Annotated in this window: 13 protein-coding genes; 8 read left to right on the top strand and 5 right to left on the bottom strand. The window is 69.8% G+C overall.

The features are described from left to right. Positions 1-107: 107 nt before the first annotated feature. From G537_RS0110245 to G537_RS0110210, 8 genes are all read left to right on the top strand, one after another. Positions 108-1,064, top strand: coding sequence for an ABC transporter permease (locus tag G537_RS0110245; RefSeq protein ID WP_026870046.1), 957 nt, complete (start codon positions 108-110; stop codon positions 1,062-1,064). Next, positions 1,061-1,924: an ABC transporter permease gene (locus G537_RS0110240; protein WP_051248267.1), complete on the top strand. Its 864-nt coding sequence runs from the start codon at positions 1,061-1,063 to the stop codon at positions 1,922-1,924. The genes G537_RS0110245 and G537_RS0110240 overlap by 4 nt, the downstream gene beginning before the upstream one ends. A gap of 1 nt (position 1,925) precedes the next feature. After that, complete coding sequence (locus G537_RS37285) at positions 1,926-3,569, top strand: ABC transporter ATP-binding protein (protein ID WP_051248266.1); 1,644 nt, start codon at positions 1,926-1,928, stop codon at positions 3,567-3,569. Between the two features lie 120 nt (positions 3,570-3,689). Next, a complete protein-coding gene (gene yghX, locus G537_RS0110230; protein ID WP_026870044.1) occupies positions 3,690-4,577 on the top strand; it encodes a YghX family hydrolase in 888 nt (295 codons plus the stop codon). A 243-nt stretch (positions 4,578-4,820) separates the two neighbouring features. Then, positions 4,821-5,585 (top strand): PspA/IM30 family protein, encoded by a 765-nt coding sequence (locus G537_RS0110225; protein WP_026870043.1) that lies wholly within the window; start codon positions 4,821-4,823, stop codon positions 5,583-5,585. After that, entirely contained in the window at positions 5,585-7,252 is a 1,668-nt protein-coding gene (locus tag G537_RS0110220) for an ATP-binding protein (RefSeq protein ID WP_026870042.1), read from the top strand. The genes G537_RS0110225 and G537_RS0110220 overlap by 1 nt, the downstream gene beginning before the upstream one ends. Beyond that, a complete protein-coding gene (locus G537_RS0110215) occupies positions 7,239-8,093 on the top strand; it encodes a hypothetical protein (protein WP_026870041.1) in 855 nt (284 codons plus the stop codon). Before G537_RS0110220 ends, G537_RS0110215 begins: the two co-directional genes overlap by 14 nt. Next, positions 8,090-9,769 (top strand): phosphate ABC transporter substrate-binding/OmpA family protein, encoded by a 1,680-nt coding sequence (locus G537_RS0110210; RefSeq protein ID WP_026870040.1) that lies wholly within the window; start codon positions 8,090-8,092, stop codon positions 9,767-9,769. Before G537_RS0110215 ends, G537_RS0110210 begins: the two co-directional genes overlap by 4 nt. A 21-nt stretch (positions 9,770-9,790) precedes the next feature. Here G537_RS0110210 and G537_RS37280 read toward each other — a convergent pair whose 3' ends face one another. The 5 genes from G537_RS37280 to G537_RS0110185 all read right to left on the bottom strand — a co-directional run bounded on the left by G537_RS37280 (position 9,791) and on the right by G537_RS0110185 (position 15,198). Further along, positions 9,791-10,786, bottom strand: a complete 996-nt coding sequence (locus G537_RS37280; protein ID WP_051248265.1) for a LacI family DNA-binding transcriptional regulator — start codon at positions 10,784-10,786, stop codon at positions 9,791-9,793. Positions 10,787-10,847: 61 nt separating this feature from the next. Further along, a complete protein-coding gene (locus G537_RS37275) occupies positions 10,848-12,176 on the bottom strand; it encodes a sulfatase family protein (protein WP_034851218.1) in 1,329 nt (442 codons plus the stop codon). Between the two features lie 16 nt (positions 12,177-12,192). Then, the gene (locus G537_RS0110195) at positions 12,193-13,008 is read right to left on the bottom strand and encodes a carbohydrate ABC transporter permease (RefSeq protein ID WP_034851216.1); all 816 of its coding nucleotides are present in this window, start codon (positions 13,006-13,008) and stop codon (positions 12,193-12,195) included. An 8-nt stretch (positions 13,009-13,016) separates the two neighbouring features. After that, positions 13,017-13,952 (bottom strand): carbohydrate ABC transporter permease, encoded by a 936-nt coding sequence (locus G537_RS0110190; protein WP_081688726.1) that lies wholly within the window; start codon positions 13,950-13,952, stop codon positions 13,017-13,019. Positions 13,953-13,956: 4 nt separating this feature from the next. After that, positions 13,957-15,198, bottom strand: coding sequence for an ABC transporter substrate-binding protein (locus tag G537_RS0110185; protein WP_081688725.1), 1,242 nt, complete (start codon positions 15,196-15,198; stop codon positions 13,957-13,959). Between the last annotated feature and the right edge of the window lie 15 nt (positions 15,199-15,213).

Here is a 15,213-nt window from a genome sequence, read left to right as displayed (position 1 = left end):
CGCCGCGGCGATCCAGGGGCCGGTGCCGCTGGATGGCCACGCCCCTTCGGGGTTCGCCATGACGATGAGGACCGTGAATTCCGGTCGGCGATGTTTGGAATGATCCGATGAACGCGCAGATCGCGAAGCTGATCGGAGGACGGCTGGTCGTCGCGGCGCTGACCCTGCTGTTCGTCGCCGTGGTGGTGTTCGTCGCCACCCAGCTGCTGCCGGGCGACGTGGCGCAGGCGATCCTGGGCCAGAGCGCGACGCCGGAGGCGGTGGCGGGCTTGCGCACAGCGCTGGGCCTCGATCAGCCGGCGACGCAGCGCTTCCTGCACTGGCTCGGCGGGATGCTGACCGGCGATCCCGGCGTGTCGCTGGTCAGCCGCCAGCCGATCGGGCCCCTGATCGGCACCCGCCTCGCCAGCTCGCTGCTGCTGGCCGCCATCGTCGCGGCCGTCGCCGTGCCGCTGGCGCTCGCCATCGGCATCACCTCCGCCGTCTGGCGCGGCTCGCTCTACGACCGGGCGGTGGCCACCGCCACCATCTCGGTCGTGGCGGTGCCGGAGTTCCTGGTCGCCACCCTGGCGGTGCTGGTCTTCGCGGTCCATCTGCACTGGCTGCCGGCGCTGTCCTTCGTCCCGGCCCATGCCTCGCCGCTGCAGTTCCTGCGCGCCGTGGCCATGCCGGTGCTGAGCCTGACCTTCGTGGTGACGGCGCAGATGGCGCGGATGACCCGCGCCGCGGTGATCGAGACGCTGCGGTCGCCCTATGTCGAGATGGCGGCGCTGAAAGGCGCCAGCCCGGCGCGCATCGTGCTGCGTCACGCCCTGCCCAACGCGGTCGGCGCGATCGCCAACGCCGTGGCGCTCAGCCTGTCGTACCTGCTGGGCGGCGTGATCATCGTCGAGACCATCTTCAACTATCCGGGCATCGCCAAGCTGATGGTCGACAGCGTCGCCATGCGCGACATGCCGGTGGTGCAGTCCTGCGCCATGGTGTTCTGCGCCGTCTACCTGCTGCTGGTCACCGCGGCCGACATCGCGGCGATCCTGTCCAACCCGAAGCTGCGCCGCCGATGACCCAGCCCGCCATCGACGATATCGACCTCCCCCGGCGCAAGCCGTGCCGGCTGCGGCTGTCCGCTTCCGGCGCGATCGGCGCCGCGATCGTGCTGGCCTGCATCGCCGTCGCCGCCTTCGGCTCGGTCTTCGCGCCCTACGATGCCGGGACGGTGGTCGACTACGAGGTGTTCAAGCCGATCAGCACCGCCTTCCCGCTGGGCACCGACTATCTCGGCCGCGACATGCTGAGCCGCGTGCTGCTCGGCGCCCGCTACACCGTCGGTATCGCCGGTCTCGCCACCCTCCTGGCCTGCGGCGCCGGCGTGTGCCTGGGTCTGTTCGCCGCCGCCGTCGGCGGCTGGCCCGACGCCATTCTCAGCCGGACGCTCGACGCCCTGACCTCGATCCCGAGCAAGATGCTGGCGCTGGTGCTGGTGGCCGGGCTCGGCTCCTCCACCCCGATCCTGGTGCTGACGCTGGCCTTCATCTACCTGCCAGGCTGCTTCCGCATCACCCGGGCGCTCGGCGTCAACATCGCGGCGGAGGATTTCGTGCTGGCCGCCCGCGCCCGCGGCGAGCGCACCGGATACATCATGCTGCAGGAGGTGCTGCCGAACATGGTCGGGCCGATCCTGGCGGATTTCGGCCTGCGCTTCGTCTTCGTCGTGCTGCTGCTGAGCAGCCTCAGCTTCCTGGGCCTCGGCGTGCAGCCGCCGAACGCCGATTGGGGGTCGCTGGTGCGCGAGAACATCTCGGGGCTGAGCGAGGGCGCGCCCGCCGTGATCATGCCTGCGCTGGCCATCGCCATGCTGACCATCGGCGTCAACCTGCTGATCGACAGCCTGCCCGGCCGCCGCCGGGACGCGGGAGGGCATTGAGATGACCGCGACGGTCGAGGTCTCCGGGCTGCGCGTCACGGCCCGCACCGAGGAGGGCGGCGAGGCGGTGATCGTCGACGATATCGGCTTCACCATCCGCCAGGGCGAGGTGATGGCGCTGATCGGCGAGTCCGGATCCGGCAAGACCACGATCGCGCTGGCGACGATGGGCTATTGCCGGGCCGGCTGCCGCATCGTCGGCGGCTCGGTCAACGTCTTCGGCCGCGAGATCCTGGCGCTCGACCGCAAGACCCTGCGCGGCCTGCGAGGCCGCCAGATCGCCTATATCGCCCAGAGCGCGGCGGCGGCGTTCAACCCGTCGCGCCGCATCATGGCGCAGGTGATCGAGAGCGTGCTGATCCACGGCACCATGACCGCCGAGGCGGCGCGCCGGAAGGCCTGCCAGCTGTTCCGTGAGCTGGCCCTGCCCGACCCCGACGGCATCGGCGACTGCTATCCGCACCAGGTCTCGGGCGGGCAGCTGCAGCGCCTGATGGCCGCCATGGCGCTGATCAACGACCCCGAGCTGGTGATCTTCGACGAGCCGACCACGGCGCTGGACGTCACCACCCAGATCGAGGTGCTGCGCGCCTTCAAATCCGTGGTCCGCACCCGGAAGACGACCGGCATCTACGTCTCGCACGACCTCGCCGTCGTCGCCCAGATCGCCGACCGGATCGCGGTGCTGCGCCAAGGCCGGCTGCAGGAGACGGGACCGACCGAGCGGCTGGTGACGGCGCCGGAGGACGGCTACACCCGCCAGCTGATCGCCGCCGCCACGCCGGCGCGGCGAACCATCGGCGAGGCGGCACAGGCCGAGGCGGCCCCGCTGCTGCGGGTCGAAGGGCTGCTCGCCGGCTTCGGCGCGGTGCGGCCCGGCGCCCTGCCGCCGGTCACGGCTCTGCAGGACATCGACCTCTCGATCCGGCGCGGCCGCACCTTGGGCGTGATCGGCGAATCCGGCAGCGGCAAGAGCACCCTGGCGCGGGTGATCGCGGGCATCCTGCCGGCGGCGCGCGGCCGCATCCTGCTGGACGGCGAAGAGCTGCCGGCGGCGCTGGGCGGCCGCAGCCGCGACCAGCTTCGCCGCATCCAGATCGTGTTCCAGAACGCCGACACGGCGCTGAACCCGGCCCGGACCGTCGAGCAGATCATCGCCCGGCCGCTGGCCTTCTATCACGGCCAGGGCGACCGGCAGCGCCGGCAGCGGCTGTACCGCCTGCTCGACCTCGTGCGCCTGCCCGCCGCGGTCGCCGACCGCCTGCCGGGCGAGCTGTCCGGCGGGCAGAAGCAGCGCGTGAACTTGGCCCGGGCGCTGGCGGCCGACCCCGAGCTGATCCTGTGCGACGAGGTCACCTCCGCCCTCGACACCGTGGTCGGCGAGGCGGTGCTGGACCTGCTGACGGAGCTGCAACGGGAGCTCGGCGTGGCCCTGATGTTCATCAGCCACGATCTCGGCGTGGTCCGCTCGATCAGCCACGAGGTGCTGGTGCTGCGCCAGGGCCGGACCGTCGAGGCGGGGCCGACGGAGCAGCTGCTGCGCGCTCCGCAGGCGGCCTATACCCGCCTCCTGCTCGCCTCCGTGCCCGAGCTGCGCACCGGCTGGCTGGACGAGGTCGACACCCGCGCCGTCTCCGCGGCCTGACCGCGCCGACAAGACATCGGCCGATATCTCGGCCGTGTAACCGACGGTTCTGCTCGGAACGAACGTGAGGGGCGGTATCGCCGCGTCCGGAGTCGCGGCTTGCACGGAGAGGAGCGCCCCATGACCCGTCTCACGGCCAAGGACTTCCAGCCCGAGCTGCTCGAACTCTACGACTATTACGTCCACGGCAGGATCACGAAGCGCGAGTTCCTCGACCGCGCCGGCACATTCGCCGTCGCCGGGCTGAGCGCCGCGGCCATCCTGGCGTCGCTGAGCCCGAACTACGCGCTGGCGCAGCAGGTCGAGTTCACCGACCCCGACATCGTCCCGGAATACATCACCTATCCGTCGCCCAAGGGCAACGGCGAGGTCCGCGGCTATCTGGTCCGCCCCGCCAAGGCCGCCGGCCGGGTGCCCGGCGTGGTCGTCGTCCACGAGAACCGGGGTCTGAACCCCTATATCGAGGATGTGGCGCGGCGCGTGGCCAAGGCCGGCTTCGTCGCCCTCGCCCCCGACGGCCTGACCTCGGTCGGCGGATATCCCGGCAACGACGACAAGGGCCGCGAGCTGCAGCAGAAGGTCGATCCGACCAAGCTGATGAACGACTTCTTCGCCGCGGTCGAGTTCCTGATGCAGAGCGAGCTGACGACCGGAAAGGTCGGCATCACCGGCTTCTGCTATGGCGGCGGCGTCGCCAATGCCGCGGCCGTCGCCTATCCGGAGCTGGCCGCCGCCGTGCCCTTCTACGGCCGGCAGGCGAAGCCGGAGGACGTGCCGCGCATCAAGGCGCCGCTGCTGCTGCACTATGCCGAGACGGATCCCAACATCAATGCAGGCTGGCCCGCCTACGAGGCCGCGCTCAAGGCGGCGAACAAGACCTACGAGGCCTACATCTATCCCGGCACCAGTCACGGCTTCCACAACGACTCGACGCCCCGCTACGACGAGGCTGCCGCCAAGCTGGCCTGGGACCGGACGATCGGCTGGTTCAAGCGCTACCTCGCTTAGGGCTTCGCGCCCGCCGACATCGGCTTACCCGTCGCGGGCCGCCGGCCGGCGGCCCGCTTTGCCGCGTCCGCTCCATATCCCCGGCCGTGTCGCCTGCCGTCGAATTGACAGCTCGCGACGACCAGACCAGAAAGTCGCCCTAAATTGAGCGCATCGTCATAAGGTCACAGGCCGGCCGGGATTCCGTGGGACTGGAGAAGAGCCCGTCAGAGAGTCCGGCGCGCGTTTCGGAGGGGGAAGTTCATGTTCGGGCGCATAGTCAATCTGTTCAAAGCCTTCCTGAATGTCTTCATCGGCAGCGTCGAGCGTCAGAATCCCGAGGCCCTGCTGGAGCTGGAGAAGGAGAACCTGCGCGAGCAGATCGGCAACTTCAACCAGGGGCTGGCATCCCATGCCGGCCTTGCCGAGCGGCTCATGGGCCAGGTGCGGAAGCTCGAGGCCGATGAACGCGAGCTGCGCGCGAAGGCGTCCGCCCATCTGAAGGCCGGCAACCGGTCGGCGGCCGGCCAGTACGCCCTGCGCCTGCAGACGGTCGAGCGCGAGCTGGAGGAGAACCGGCGGCAGCTCGCCCAGGCCGAGGAGACCTATCAGAACATGCTGAAGGCGCGCGACGTCGCGGTCGCGAATGCCCGCGCCAAGATCGAGGGCCTGCGCGGCGCCATCGCCGACATGCGCATGAACAAGGCGATGGCCGAGATGCACGAGATGGCCGCCGGCATGATCAGCGAGATCGGCGGCAGCGGCGATACCCTGAACCGGCTGCACGAGATGGTGGAGGAGGAGCGCCAGAAGGCCGCCGGCCGCGCGCGCGTGGCCAAGGACGCCATCGACATGACCGAGGTCAACGTCAAGGAAGCGGAGATGAACGCCCTGGCCGAGCAGGCGCTGGCGGATTTCACCGCGCGGGAAGGCATCACGCTCGACACCGACCGAGCGGCGGCGGCACCGGCCGGCACGCGCACCATGGGAGTGGCGACGCCGGAGAAGGGCTCGGCGGAGCAGGCCTGATGCCGCTGTCGCCCGAAGCGCCCGACTGGGCCGCCGAGATCGCCCTGGCCTACGAAAGCGGCGCCCAGGGCCAGTTCATCCTCTACGGCAATGTGCACGACCGGATCCCGGTGAAGGGCGGGCTGGTCAACCTGGCGCGCTATCTCGAGACGGAGCTGCTTTCCGGCTTCCAGGTGGTCTTCTCCTACGACCTCGGCAACGGGCTGCGGGTGGAGCGCGGCACGGAGCACCTGGAGGGCTGGGGCGGCGCCAAGCGGCTCACGCCGACCATCCGCCAGCCCTTGCCCGCGGTGGAGCTGGTCGGCAATTATGTGCGCTACCTCGCCAATCTCCGGACGCTGCGCCAGGGAGAGCCGCTGCACGTCGCCTGCATCCTGCGCGGCGCGGACGAGATCCTGCCGGCATCGGGCCTGTGGGGGCACGATCTCGGCGGGCTCGCCAGCCTGCTGCGCGACTGGGCCGGCGAGGCGCCGTTCTGCGACCTGCCCTTCACCAGCCTGCTCATCGCCGACAATCTCAACGACCTGCACCCCTCGGTGACATTCAACCCGCGGGCGGCCTCCATCCGCGTTCCGTTGCCGTCGAAGGAGGCCCTGCGCACCGCGCTCGGCCTGCTGCGGCGGGCCCATCCGCAGGCCTTCGGCCCCTCCGATGACGAGACGCTGGCAGCCTCCCTCACGGGCGTCACCGTCACGGCGGTGGAGACCCTGTCCAAGCGCCGCGCCCATCAACGCCGGCCCATCGAGACCGCCGACCTGGTCGAGATCAAGAAGCAGATCGTGGAGCAGGAAAGCGCCGGCCTGGTCGAATTCATCGAGCCGCGCCGCACGCTCGACGATTTCGAAGGCTCGGAAGCGCTCAAGACCTGGCTGCGCCAGGACGTATCCCTGTGGCAGGCCGGCGACCTGAAGGCCCTGCCCAAGGGCTATCTCGTCTGCGGGCCGGTCGGCACCGGCAAGACCTTCCTCGTCGAATGCCTGGCGGGCGAAGCCGGCGTGCCGGTGGTGAAGCTCAAGAACTTCCGCGACCGCTGGGTCGGCTCCAGCGAGGGCAATCTCGAGAAGATCATCCGGCTGGTGCGGGCGCTCGGCCGGTGCATGGTCTTCGTCGACGAGGCCGACCAGGCGCTGGGCCGGCGCGACGCCGGCAGCGGGGACAGCGGCCTCTCGGGCCGCCTCTACGCGATGATCGCGCAGGAGATGGGCGACGCCGACACGCGCGGACGGGTGATGTGGATCCTGGCCTCCTCCCGCCCCGACCTCATCGAGATCGATCTCAAGCGCCCCGGCCGCGTCGACGTCAAGATCCCCCTCCTGCCGACGACCGCCGAGGCGGAGACGGCCTCGCTGCTCACGGCGCTGTGCCGCCGCATCGGGCTCGCGATCACCCGGGAGGATCTGCTGCGGCTCACCGGCAAGCTGCCGCTGCTGCTGACGCCGGGCGCCGCGGAGGCCATCGCGGTGAAGGCGTATCGCTTGGCGCGGACGCAGTCTCTCGGGCCGGCCGAAGCCATCGCGGCCTGCCTGGAGGGCTATCAGCCCCCCGTCCCCGAGGACGTGCTGCGCTTCCAGATGCAGCTGGCGATCCGCGAGGCGACCGACCTGGCCTTCGTGCCGCCTTCGCTACGTCACTTCGCCGACGACGGAGGCCGGAGTGCGCTGGCCTAGCTACCTATGGCGGGCCTTCAACGCCCGCCCTTTCGGCATGCCGGTGCCGCCCGCCTGGTTCGCCATCCTCGCCTCCGGCCTGCTCGGCGCCTTCATCGATCCGGCGTTCTACCTGATCGGCGGCGGGCTGACGGCGGCAGTTGCCGGGATGGTGGCCAGCAGCCCCCGCTTCCGGCGGACGGTCGATGCCGCGGATCTGCCGTCGGCGGAGGACGACCGCGATGCCGTCCTCGCCCGCCTGGACGACAAGGGCCGGGCCCGGCAGGCCGATCTGGAGGAGCAGTGCAGAGCGCTGCAGCACGTTCTCGAGAGCGCCGGCGCCGGCGGTGAGCACATCCGCGGCACCTGGCAGCTCGTGCGACTGCACCTGCAGCTTCTCGCCGCCCGCCAGGCGGCGGCCTCCGTGATCGAGACCACGACCCGGGACCAAGGGACCCGCCTCTCGCGCCAGATCGACGACATCGAGCGGCGCCTCGCCCAGCCGGAGGTCGATCACGAGCTGCGCGAGGCGCTGGAGGGCCAGGCAGCGGTGCTCAGGAACCGCCTGGCGATGCGCGGCGAGGCGGAACGCCGGCTGGAGGTGCTGGATGCCGAGCTGGAGCGCATCCGCCAGCAGATCGCGCTCATCCGCGAGCAGGCGCTGCTGGCCTCGGACGCCTCGGGGATCGCCCGATCCGTCGCAGCCTTGACCGCGTTCCTCAACGAATCGAGCCGCTGGCTGCACGACCAGCAGGAAATCTTCGCCGATCTCGACGGCATCGCCCCCGATCCGGTCGGACCGGCCGGGACGTGGCCGCATCGGCAGCAACGGACAAGCTTGCACGCAGGAGAAGGGGAATGATCGACAAAGGGCCGCATAATCGCTCCGGCGGATCGCCGCTGGGCGTGATCCTGACCCTTCTGCTCGGCCTGGCGGTCGCCGGGCTCGGCGCCTGGCTCTATCTCGGCAAGGGCGGCGGGCAAGGATCGGAAACCGGCGGCGGGCAGGCCCCGGTGGCGCAGGTCGATGCCCCTGACCCGGTCGAGCCGATCACCGGCAGCCCGGCCCTGGCCCAGCCGGCGGCCTATGTGCCGAAGAACGGCGTGGTCGAGATCGACATCAGCGAGTATGCGGGCTATGGCGGCCTGATCGTCGCCAACGGGGGGCTTGAGCCCAATCCGAACTCGTTCTTCGCCCGCCAGTACGGCTTCCAGGTGAAGCTGTCCGTCTCGGAGGAGGAGAGCTGGAGCAAGCTCAACAACGGCCGCTTCGCCGCCGCCGCGACCACCACCGACGTCCTCGCCGCGCTGGGCCGGCAGTTCGAGGTGGTCGTGCCGGCGCAGATCGCCTTCTCCCGCGGCGCCGACATGGTGGTGGTGGATCGCGGCGTCGCCTCGATCAATCAGCTCGCCGGCAGGACGCTGGCCGCCTCCCAGTTCAACGAGAGCGACTTCTTCATCCGCTATCTCGCCCGCGAGGCCGGCGTGCCGGTGCGCGTCCTCCGCGATCTCGACGCCCGGCCGGGCCCGCAGGAGATCGGCCTCGTCTATTACGAGGACGCGTTCGTCGCCTGCGACGCCTATCAGGCCGAGCTCGGCCGCAGCCAGCCCCGACTCAACGGCTGCGTCGGCTGGACGCCCCGCACCGACGAGGTGATCGAGGCGTCGCAGGGCCGTGCGAAGCTGCTCGTCTCCAACCGCAACCTGCTCGTCGTTGCCGACATCCTGACGGTCAACAAGGGGTTCGCGGACGCCAACCCGAAGATGGTGCGCGGCCTCGTCCACGGCCTGCTGGAAGGCAACCGGCAGCTGCGCGAACAGCCGGACCAGAACGTCGCCGTCGTCGCCCGCGCCTTCGGCTGGACCGAGGCGGATGCCCGGGACGAGCTGTCGCGCGTCCATCTCTCCAACCTGCCGGAGAACCTCGCCTTCTTCAAAGGCACGATCGACGCGGCCGGCTCCTTCTTCGGCATCTATCAGGCCTCGGTGCTGGCCTATGGGAGCCTGATCCGCAACCCGGTGGACGGCGAGCGCTTCGTCGACTTGACGGCGTTGCAGGGGCTCGAGAAGGACGGGACCTATGCGGGCCAGGTGGTCGCCATCGCGCCGATCCGCACCGCGACCCAGCAGCGGCTCGAGGAGAACCCGCTCCTCAGCAAGGACATCCGCTTCTTCTTCGAGCCCAACTCCGCCGCCCTGGATGGCCAGGCGAAGGAGAACGAGGGCTATCTCGACACCATCAAGTCCTTCCTGCAGGTCAGCCCCGGTTCCACCGTGCTCCTGCGCGGCCATGTCGACAACGCACGCATCCCGGAGTTCCGGCGCCAGGGCGGCGATCAGCTCGTCCAGCGCATGGCGCTGACGGCCATGGACCTGTCCAAGCAGCGGGCCGAGGCGGTGCGGGCGGCGCTGATCAAGCGCCATCCGGGGATCGACGTGAAGCGCGTGGAGATCGTGGGCCGCGGCTGGGAGGAGCCCGCGGGAGCCGACAGCGACCTGAACCGCCGGGTCGAAGTGCAATGGTTCACGATCGAATAACGTCCAGCCTGCTCCCGGCGCTCAGGCGGAGGCGCGGCGGACCAGCCGCCACGGCACGTCGAAGACCGTCGGGCCTTCGCCCTCGCGGCCGGTGACGAGGCCGATCAGATGGTCGGCGAGGCGGTCGTAGCGGGTGGTCTCGGGGCCGATCGTCGTCAGCGCCGGATGGCCGAACTCGCCCTCCTCGATGTTGCCGCAGCCGACGACCGCGATGTCGCCGGGCACGGAGAGCCCCATCGCTCCGAAGGCGTGGATGGCGGTGACGGCGGCGAGGTCGGATTCCGCGAACAGCGCCGTCGGCCGCTCCGGCAGCGACGCCAGCGCCTTGGCGTTGGCGAAGGCGGCCTTGCGCGCCTCGGCCCCGCCGACCAGCAGCTCCGGTCGCAGCGGCAGCTTCCGCGCGGCGAGGAAGCGGCGATAGGCGGCGAGCCGGCTGCCCTCCGCCGCCTTCTCGTGCTGCATATAGGCGATGCGGCGGTGACCGGCCTCGTGGAGGTGGTCGAGCGCCACCCGGACCGCCTCCGCCGTGTGCTGGCGGACGACGGAGAAACCCGCCGGCTCGACCGACGGGTGGAAGACCACCGCGGGCCGTCCCGCGGCCGCGAGACGGGCGGCGAGCTGCACCACCTCGGCTTCGGAGAGATGCTGCCAGTCGGCGATGACGCCGTCGGCCAGGCCGCTCTCGATCTCGCGCACGATCCTGTCGGTGCGGTCGGGCGTGTCGCCGGCGGCGATGATGGTGGAAAAGCCGCTCGCCGCCGCGGCGGACTGGACCTCCTGCGCGATACGATCGCTGAAGGGCACGCCGAGGCGCGGCAGCAGGAGGCAGATCCGCTCGGCCTGCCGGCGGCGGAGCTGCCGGGCCGTGCGGTTCTGGACGTAGTTGAGCTCCCTCACCGCCTCCAGGATGCGCTGGCGCGTCTCCGGGCCGACGAATCTCAGCCGCGTGCTGTCGCCGCTCAGGTAATAGGAGACGGCGGCGGTCGACACCCCGGCGCGACGGGCGACGTCGGCCATGGTCGGCGCCCTCTTCCGTTCGGAACTGCTCTCGTCCATTGCCTCGGCGGTCCGGAGCGGCTCAGCCCTCGCTCACCAGCCCTTCATGCCAATTCCTGTGCTCGACGGGAAGGATCTCGGGCGGCCTCTCGCCCGCCTCCTCCATCCGGGCGAGGAGGCGGCCCCGCAGCTCCGCCCGCGTTTCGGCATGGCCGGGCGAGGCGACGAGGTTGCGCAGCTCGTTCGGATCCTCCTCGAGATCGTAGAGCCGCGCCTCGGCGTAGAGGTCGCTGGCCGGATCGTTCCAGCCGTCCCCGCCCGGCGCCTCGACCTCGTATTTCCAGCGCCGGGTGCGCAGGGCGCGGCCGACATGGTGCTCGCTAATCTGGACGAAGATCTCCTCGCGCGGCCCCTCCCCGCCCCGGATCGCACCGAGGATCGAGCGGCCCTGCATCGTCTCCGGGACGGCGATCCCGGCCGCGTCGAGCAGGGTCGGCGGCAGGTCGATCAGGCTCACCAGCCCCTCGAAGGCGCCGACACCCGCGAAGCCGGGGCCGTGGAACAGCGTCGGCACCCGGATCGAGGCCTCGTGGCAGGAGCGCTTGTACTCGTTGTTGCGCGTCTTGAAATGGCAGCCATGGTCGGAGGTGAAGAGGATGATCGTGTCCTCCAGCAGGCCCAGGCTGTACAGCGCCTCGACCAGCCGGCCGAACGCCTCGTCGAGGCGCGCCACCATGCCGAGATAGCCGGGGAAATGCGCCTCCGTGCTGCCGCCGAGCGCCGCGAGGTCGCCGGGGACGGCGAGCTTCCGGCGGATCCGTTCCTCATAGCCGAGCGGCGCCGGGTAGTTGTCCGTCTGGTTCTGGTGGTGCGGCTCGAGAAAGGAGAGGAACAGGAAGAACGGCGCCTCCTTCGGCGCCGCGATGTAGCGGATCGCCGAGTCGGTCAGCGCGTCGACGCGATAACCGGGCAGCTTCACCGGCCGGCCGTGATTGTCGTGGACGACCGTGTCGAAAGGGCCGGAGGTGAACTCCAGGATGTTGGAGGCGAGCCAGTGGCGGTAGCCGCCGCGCTCCCCCGGCGTCACCGGCTCGGCCGAGCCGAGATGCCATTTGCCGATATAGGCGGTGTCGTAGCCGGCGGCGGCGAAGTGATGCGCCAGCGTCTTCTCGTCCTGCGGCAGCGGGATGCCGTTGCGGTAGCAGCCGGTCGCGGTCGCGTAGCGCCCGGTCTGCAGCACCGAGCGGGCGGGACCGCAGACCGGCTGGCAGGTGAAGGAGTTGGCGACGAAGGTGCCGGTCCAGGCCAGGCGGTCGAAATTGGGCGTCAGATCCAGCGGGTTGCCGTGGGCGCCGACCGTGTCCCAGCGCTGCTGATCGGTGAAGAAGACGATGACGTTCGGGCGGGTCATGGGGGCTCCGGACAGGTCATTTCATGCCCGCGAGCATGACGCTGCGGACGAAATAGCGCTGGGTGAAGAGGAACAGCAGCAGGCTGGGCACGAACAGGATCACCCCGCCCGTCGCCGTCATGTTCCACTGGGTAAAGAATTCCTGGTTGAAGAGGGTGAGCCCGGTCGTGATCGGCCGCATCTCGGTGGTGTTCACCGCCACCAGCGGCCAGAGGAACTCGTTCCACTGGAAGACGAAGGTGAGGAGCGCGAGGGTGGCCAGCGCCGGCCGCACCTGCGGCAGCACGATCCGCCAGTACACGCCGATCTCCGAGCAGCCGTCGATGCGCGCCGCGTCGATCAGCTCGCTTGGGATCGGGCGGATGAACTGGCGCATCAGGAAGATGCCGTAGGCGCTCATGGCGAAGGGCACGATCAGGCCCTGATAGGTGTTGAGCCAGCCCATCCGCGCGGTCAGCACGTAGAGCGGGATCATGCGGATGAAGAAGGGGATCATCAGCGTCGACAGCACCGCGACGAACAGGATGCGCTTCCCCGGGAAGTCCAGCTTGGCGAAGACGTAGCCGGCCAGCGGGTCGAAGACCAGGTGCAGCAGCGTGATGCCGCCGGCGATGACGACGCTGTTCAGCACGAAGCGGGCGAAGGGTGCCTTCTGCCAGATGTCGACGTAATTCGTGAGCTGCAGCGTGTCCGGAACCAGGATCGGCACGCCGCTGAAGATGTCGCTGTCGCTCTGCAGCGACAGCGACAGCATGTAGAGGAACGGAAAGATGCACAGCGCCGCCGCGAGCAGCAGCAGAAGGTAGGCGACGGCCGTCTCTCTCGATGTCATCGCGGCCCTCAATAGCTGACGTCCCGGTTGAGCAGCCGGAACTGGACGAAGGTGACCGCCAGGATCAGCAGGAACATCAGGAAAGCGAGCGCCGAGGCGTAGCCGATGTTGAGCTCGAAGAAGGCCGCCTCGAAGACGTGCAGACTGAAGAGACGCGTCGCATCCGCCGGCCCGCCCTTGGTGATCAGATAGGCCGGCGCCAGCTCCTGGAACTGGGCGATCATGCTGACGACGGCGATGAACAGCGTCGTCGGCGTCAGCAGTGGCCAGGTCACGTGCCGGAAGCGCTGGCCGGGCGTGGCGCCGTCGATCGCGGCGGCGTCGGTGAAGTCGGACGGGATCGACTGCAGCGCCGCGAGATAGATCAGCATGGCGTAGCCGACATCCTTCCAGACCGCGATGGCGATCAGCGCCGGCAGCGCGGTCGCGGGCTCGGTCAGCCAGCTCTGCGTCGGCAAACCGAGATCCGCGAGGAGGCCGTTCAGGATGCCGGTATAGGGATCGAGGATCGCCTGCCACATCAGCGCGACGATCACGAAGGAGATGATGTAGGGGAAGAAGATGATCGCCCGGAACACCGTCCGCCCGGGCAGCGGCTTGTTGAGGAGCAGCGCGAGGCCGAGGCCGATGGCGATGCTCGCGGCCGTCACCCCCACCGCGAAGACGAGGGTCACGACGATCGACTGCCGGACCCGGTCGTCCCCGAGCGCCACGGCGTAGTTGGCGAGGCCGGCGAAGCGGCTGTCGCCAATCAGCGGCTGGCCGCTGTACAGGCTGGCCCAGAATTCGAGCGCGATCGGATAGAAGAAGTAGACGGTGAAGTAGACGATCGCCGGCGACAGCAGCAGATAGGCCGCGATCGTGTGGCGCGCCCGCCGTGTCAGGCGGCGGCGCGACCGGCCGGCCGCGAGCCCGAGCGTGGCCGTGCCCCCGCTCACCGTCATCGGCCTAGTTGCCCGCCAGGATGGCGTTGGCCTCGGCCGCGAATTTCGGCATCGCCTCGGCCGCCGGCACCTGGTTGTAGACGATGTCCTCCAGCGCGCTCTGCAGCAGCTTGTCGATCCGCGCATGCTTGCCGGTGAGGCGGAGCTCGGCGGTCACGTCCTTGGCGTAGGGCAGGCATTTGGCGAAGCTGCCGATCACCGGGTCGGCCTGCACCTCCGGGTTCTCCGCCCAGGATTTGCGCGGCATGGTCATGCCGGCCTCCTTGGTGGCCGCGATCTCCGTATCGAGCGCGACCAGGCGCTTCAGCAGGTCCCAGGCCTCCTTCGGATGCTGGGCGTCCTTCGGGATCATCAGGCTGACGCCGCCGGCGAAGGTGGACTGCACCTTGTTCTTCAGCGATGGCGCGACCGCCCAGTTGAGCCGCGGGTTGCCGGAGCGGATCGGCTTCACGTCCCACGGGCCGGTGACGATCATTGCGACCCTGTTTGCGGTGAACAGCTTCTGCGGCCCCTCGTAATCCGCGCCGGCGACGGGCTTGGTCGCCGCCTTGTCCTTGTGGATCAGGTCGGCCAGGAACTGGATCGCCTCGATCGCCTCCGGGCTGTCGAGCCCGACCTTGTTCGTCTTCGGGTCGTAGTAGCGGACGCCGTTCTGCAGGAACCACGACCAGTAGTAGCCGATGCTGGGGTTGGGCGCGAAGCCGAAGCGGCCGCCGGAGCTGGTGGCCTTGGCGACGGCGCGGAACTCCTCCCAGGTCGCCGGCGGCGCGTCGAAGCCCGCCGCCTTCAGCAGGTCGACATTGTAGACCAGCGTCGCACAAGTCAGGTGGATCTGGACGCCGTAAACCTGGTCGCCGAGCTTGTTCCGCTCGACCGCATAGGGCTGCCAGTCGGCGGGAAAGCCCATCGCCTCACCATCCGCGGCGACGAAGTCGTTGAGCGGCGTGAGCAGGCCCTGCTGCCCGAATTCCTGCACCCAGCCGCCCGGCTCTGCGACCAGGTCCGGCGGGTTCTTGGCCGAGAAGTCCGCGACCAGCTTGGTGCGCATGTCCGGCCACTGGAACTTCTCCCAGCGCACCGTCCAGCCGGGGTGGTCGGTCTCGAATTTCCTGATCACGTCGGCATAGGCCTGATAGGCGTGGCCGGCGTTCCAATAGAGCGTCAGCGTCTCCGCCCCTGCCGCGGTCGCCGCCAGGGCACCCAGCCCGGCGCCGATGACGAGCGCACTCGTCCTCCACCAGCTCATCCGTCTCCTCCCCAG

Origin of the sequence: Inquilinus limosus DSM 16000, assembly GCF_000423185.1 — a bacterium.
GTDB lineage: Bacteria > Pseudomonadota > Alphaproteobacteria > DSM-16000 > Inquilinaceae > Inquilinus > Inquilinus limosus.
This window is presented reverse-complemented; position numbering and strand designations above follow the sequence as displayed.

Bases quoted from the DNA above. Each gene is read 5' to 3' on its own strand.
- G537_RS0110210 (WP_026870040.1), top strand. From the start codon at position 8,090: ATGATCGACAAAGGGCCGCATAATCGCTCCGGCGGATCGCCGCTGGGC.
- G537_RS0110220 (WP_026870042.1), top strand. From the start codon at position 5,585: ATGCCGCTGTCGCCCGAAGCGCCCGACTGGGCCGCCGAGATCGCCCTG.
- G537_RS0110225 (WP_026870043.1), top strand. From the start codon at position 4,821: ATGTTCGGGCGCATAGTCAATCTGTTCAAAGCCTTCCTGAATGTCTTC.
- G537_RS0110190 (WP_081688726.1), bottom strand. From the start codon at position 13,952: ATGACGGTGAGCGGGGGCACGGCCACGCTCGGGCTCGCGGCCGGCCGG.
- G537_RS37285 (WP_051248266.1), top strand. From the start codon at position 1,926: ATGACCGCGACGGTCGAGGTCTCCGGGCTGCGCGTCACGGCCCGCACC.
- yghX (WP_026870044.1), top strand. From the start codon at position 3,690: ATGACCCGTCTCACGGCCAAGGACTTCCAGCCCGAGCTGCTCGAACTC.
- G537_RS37280 (WP_051248265.1), bottom strand. From the start codon at position 10,786: ATGGCCGACGTCGCCCGTCGCGCCGGGGTGTCGACCGCCGCCGTCTCC.
- G537_RS37275 (WP_034851218.1), bottom strand. From the start codon at position 12,176: ATGACCCGCCCGAACGTCATCGTCTTCTTCACCGATCAGCAGCGCTGG.
- G537_RS0110245 (WP_026870046.1), top strand. From the start codon at position 108: ATGAACGCGCAGATCGCGAAGCTGATCGGAGGACGGCTGGTCGTCGCG.
- G537_RS0110185 (WP_081688725.1), bottom strand. From the start codon at position 15,198: ATGAGCTGGTGGAGGACGAGTGCGCTCGTCATCGGCGCCGGGCTGGGT.
- G537_RS0110195 (WP_034851216.1), bottom strand. From the start codon at position 13,008: ATGACATCGAGAGAGACGGCCGTCGCCTACCTTCTGCTGCTGCTCGCG.
- G537_RS0110240 (WP_051248267.1), top strand. From the start codon at position 1,061: ATGACCCAGCCCGCCATCGACGATATCGACCTCCCCCGGCGCAAGCCG.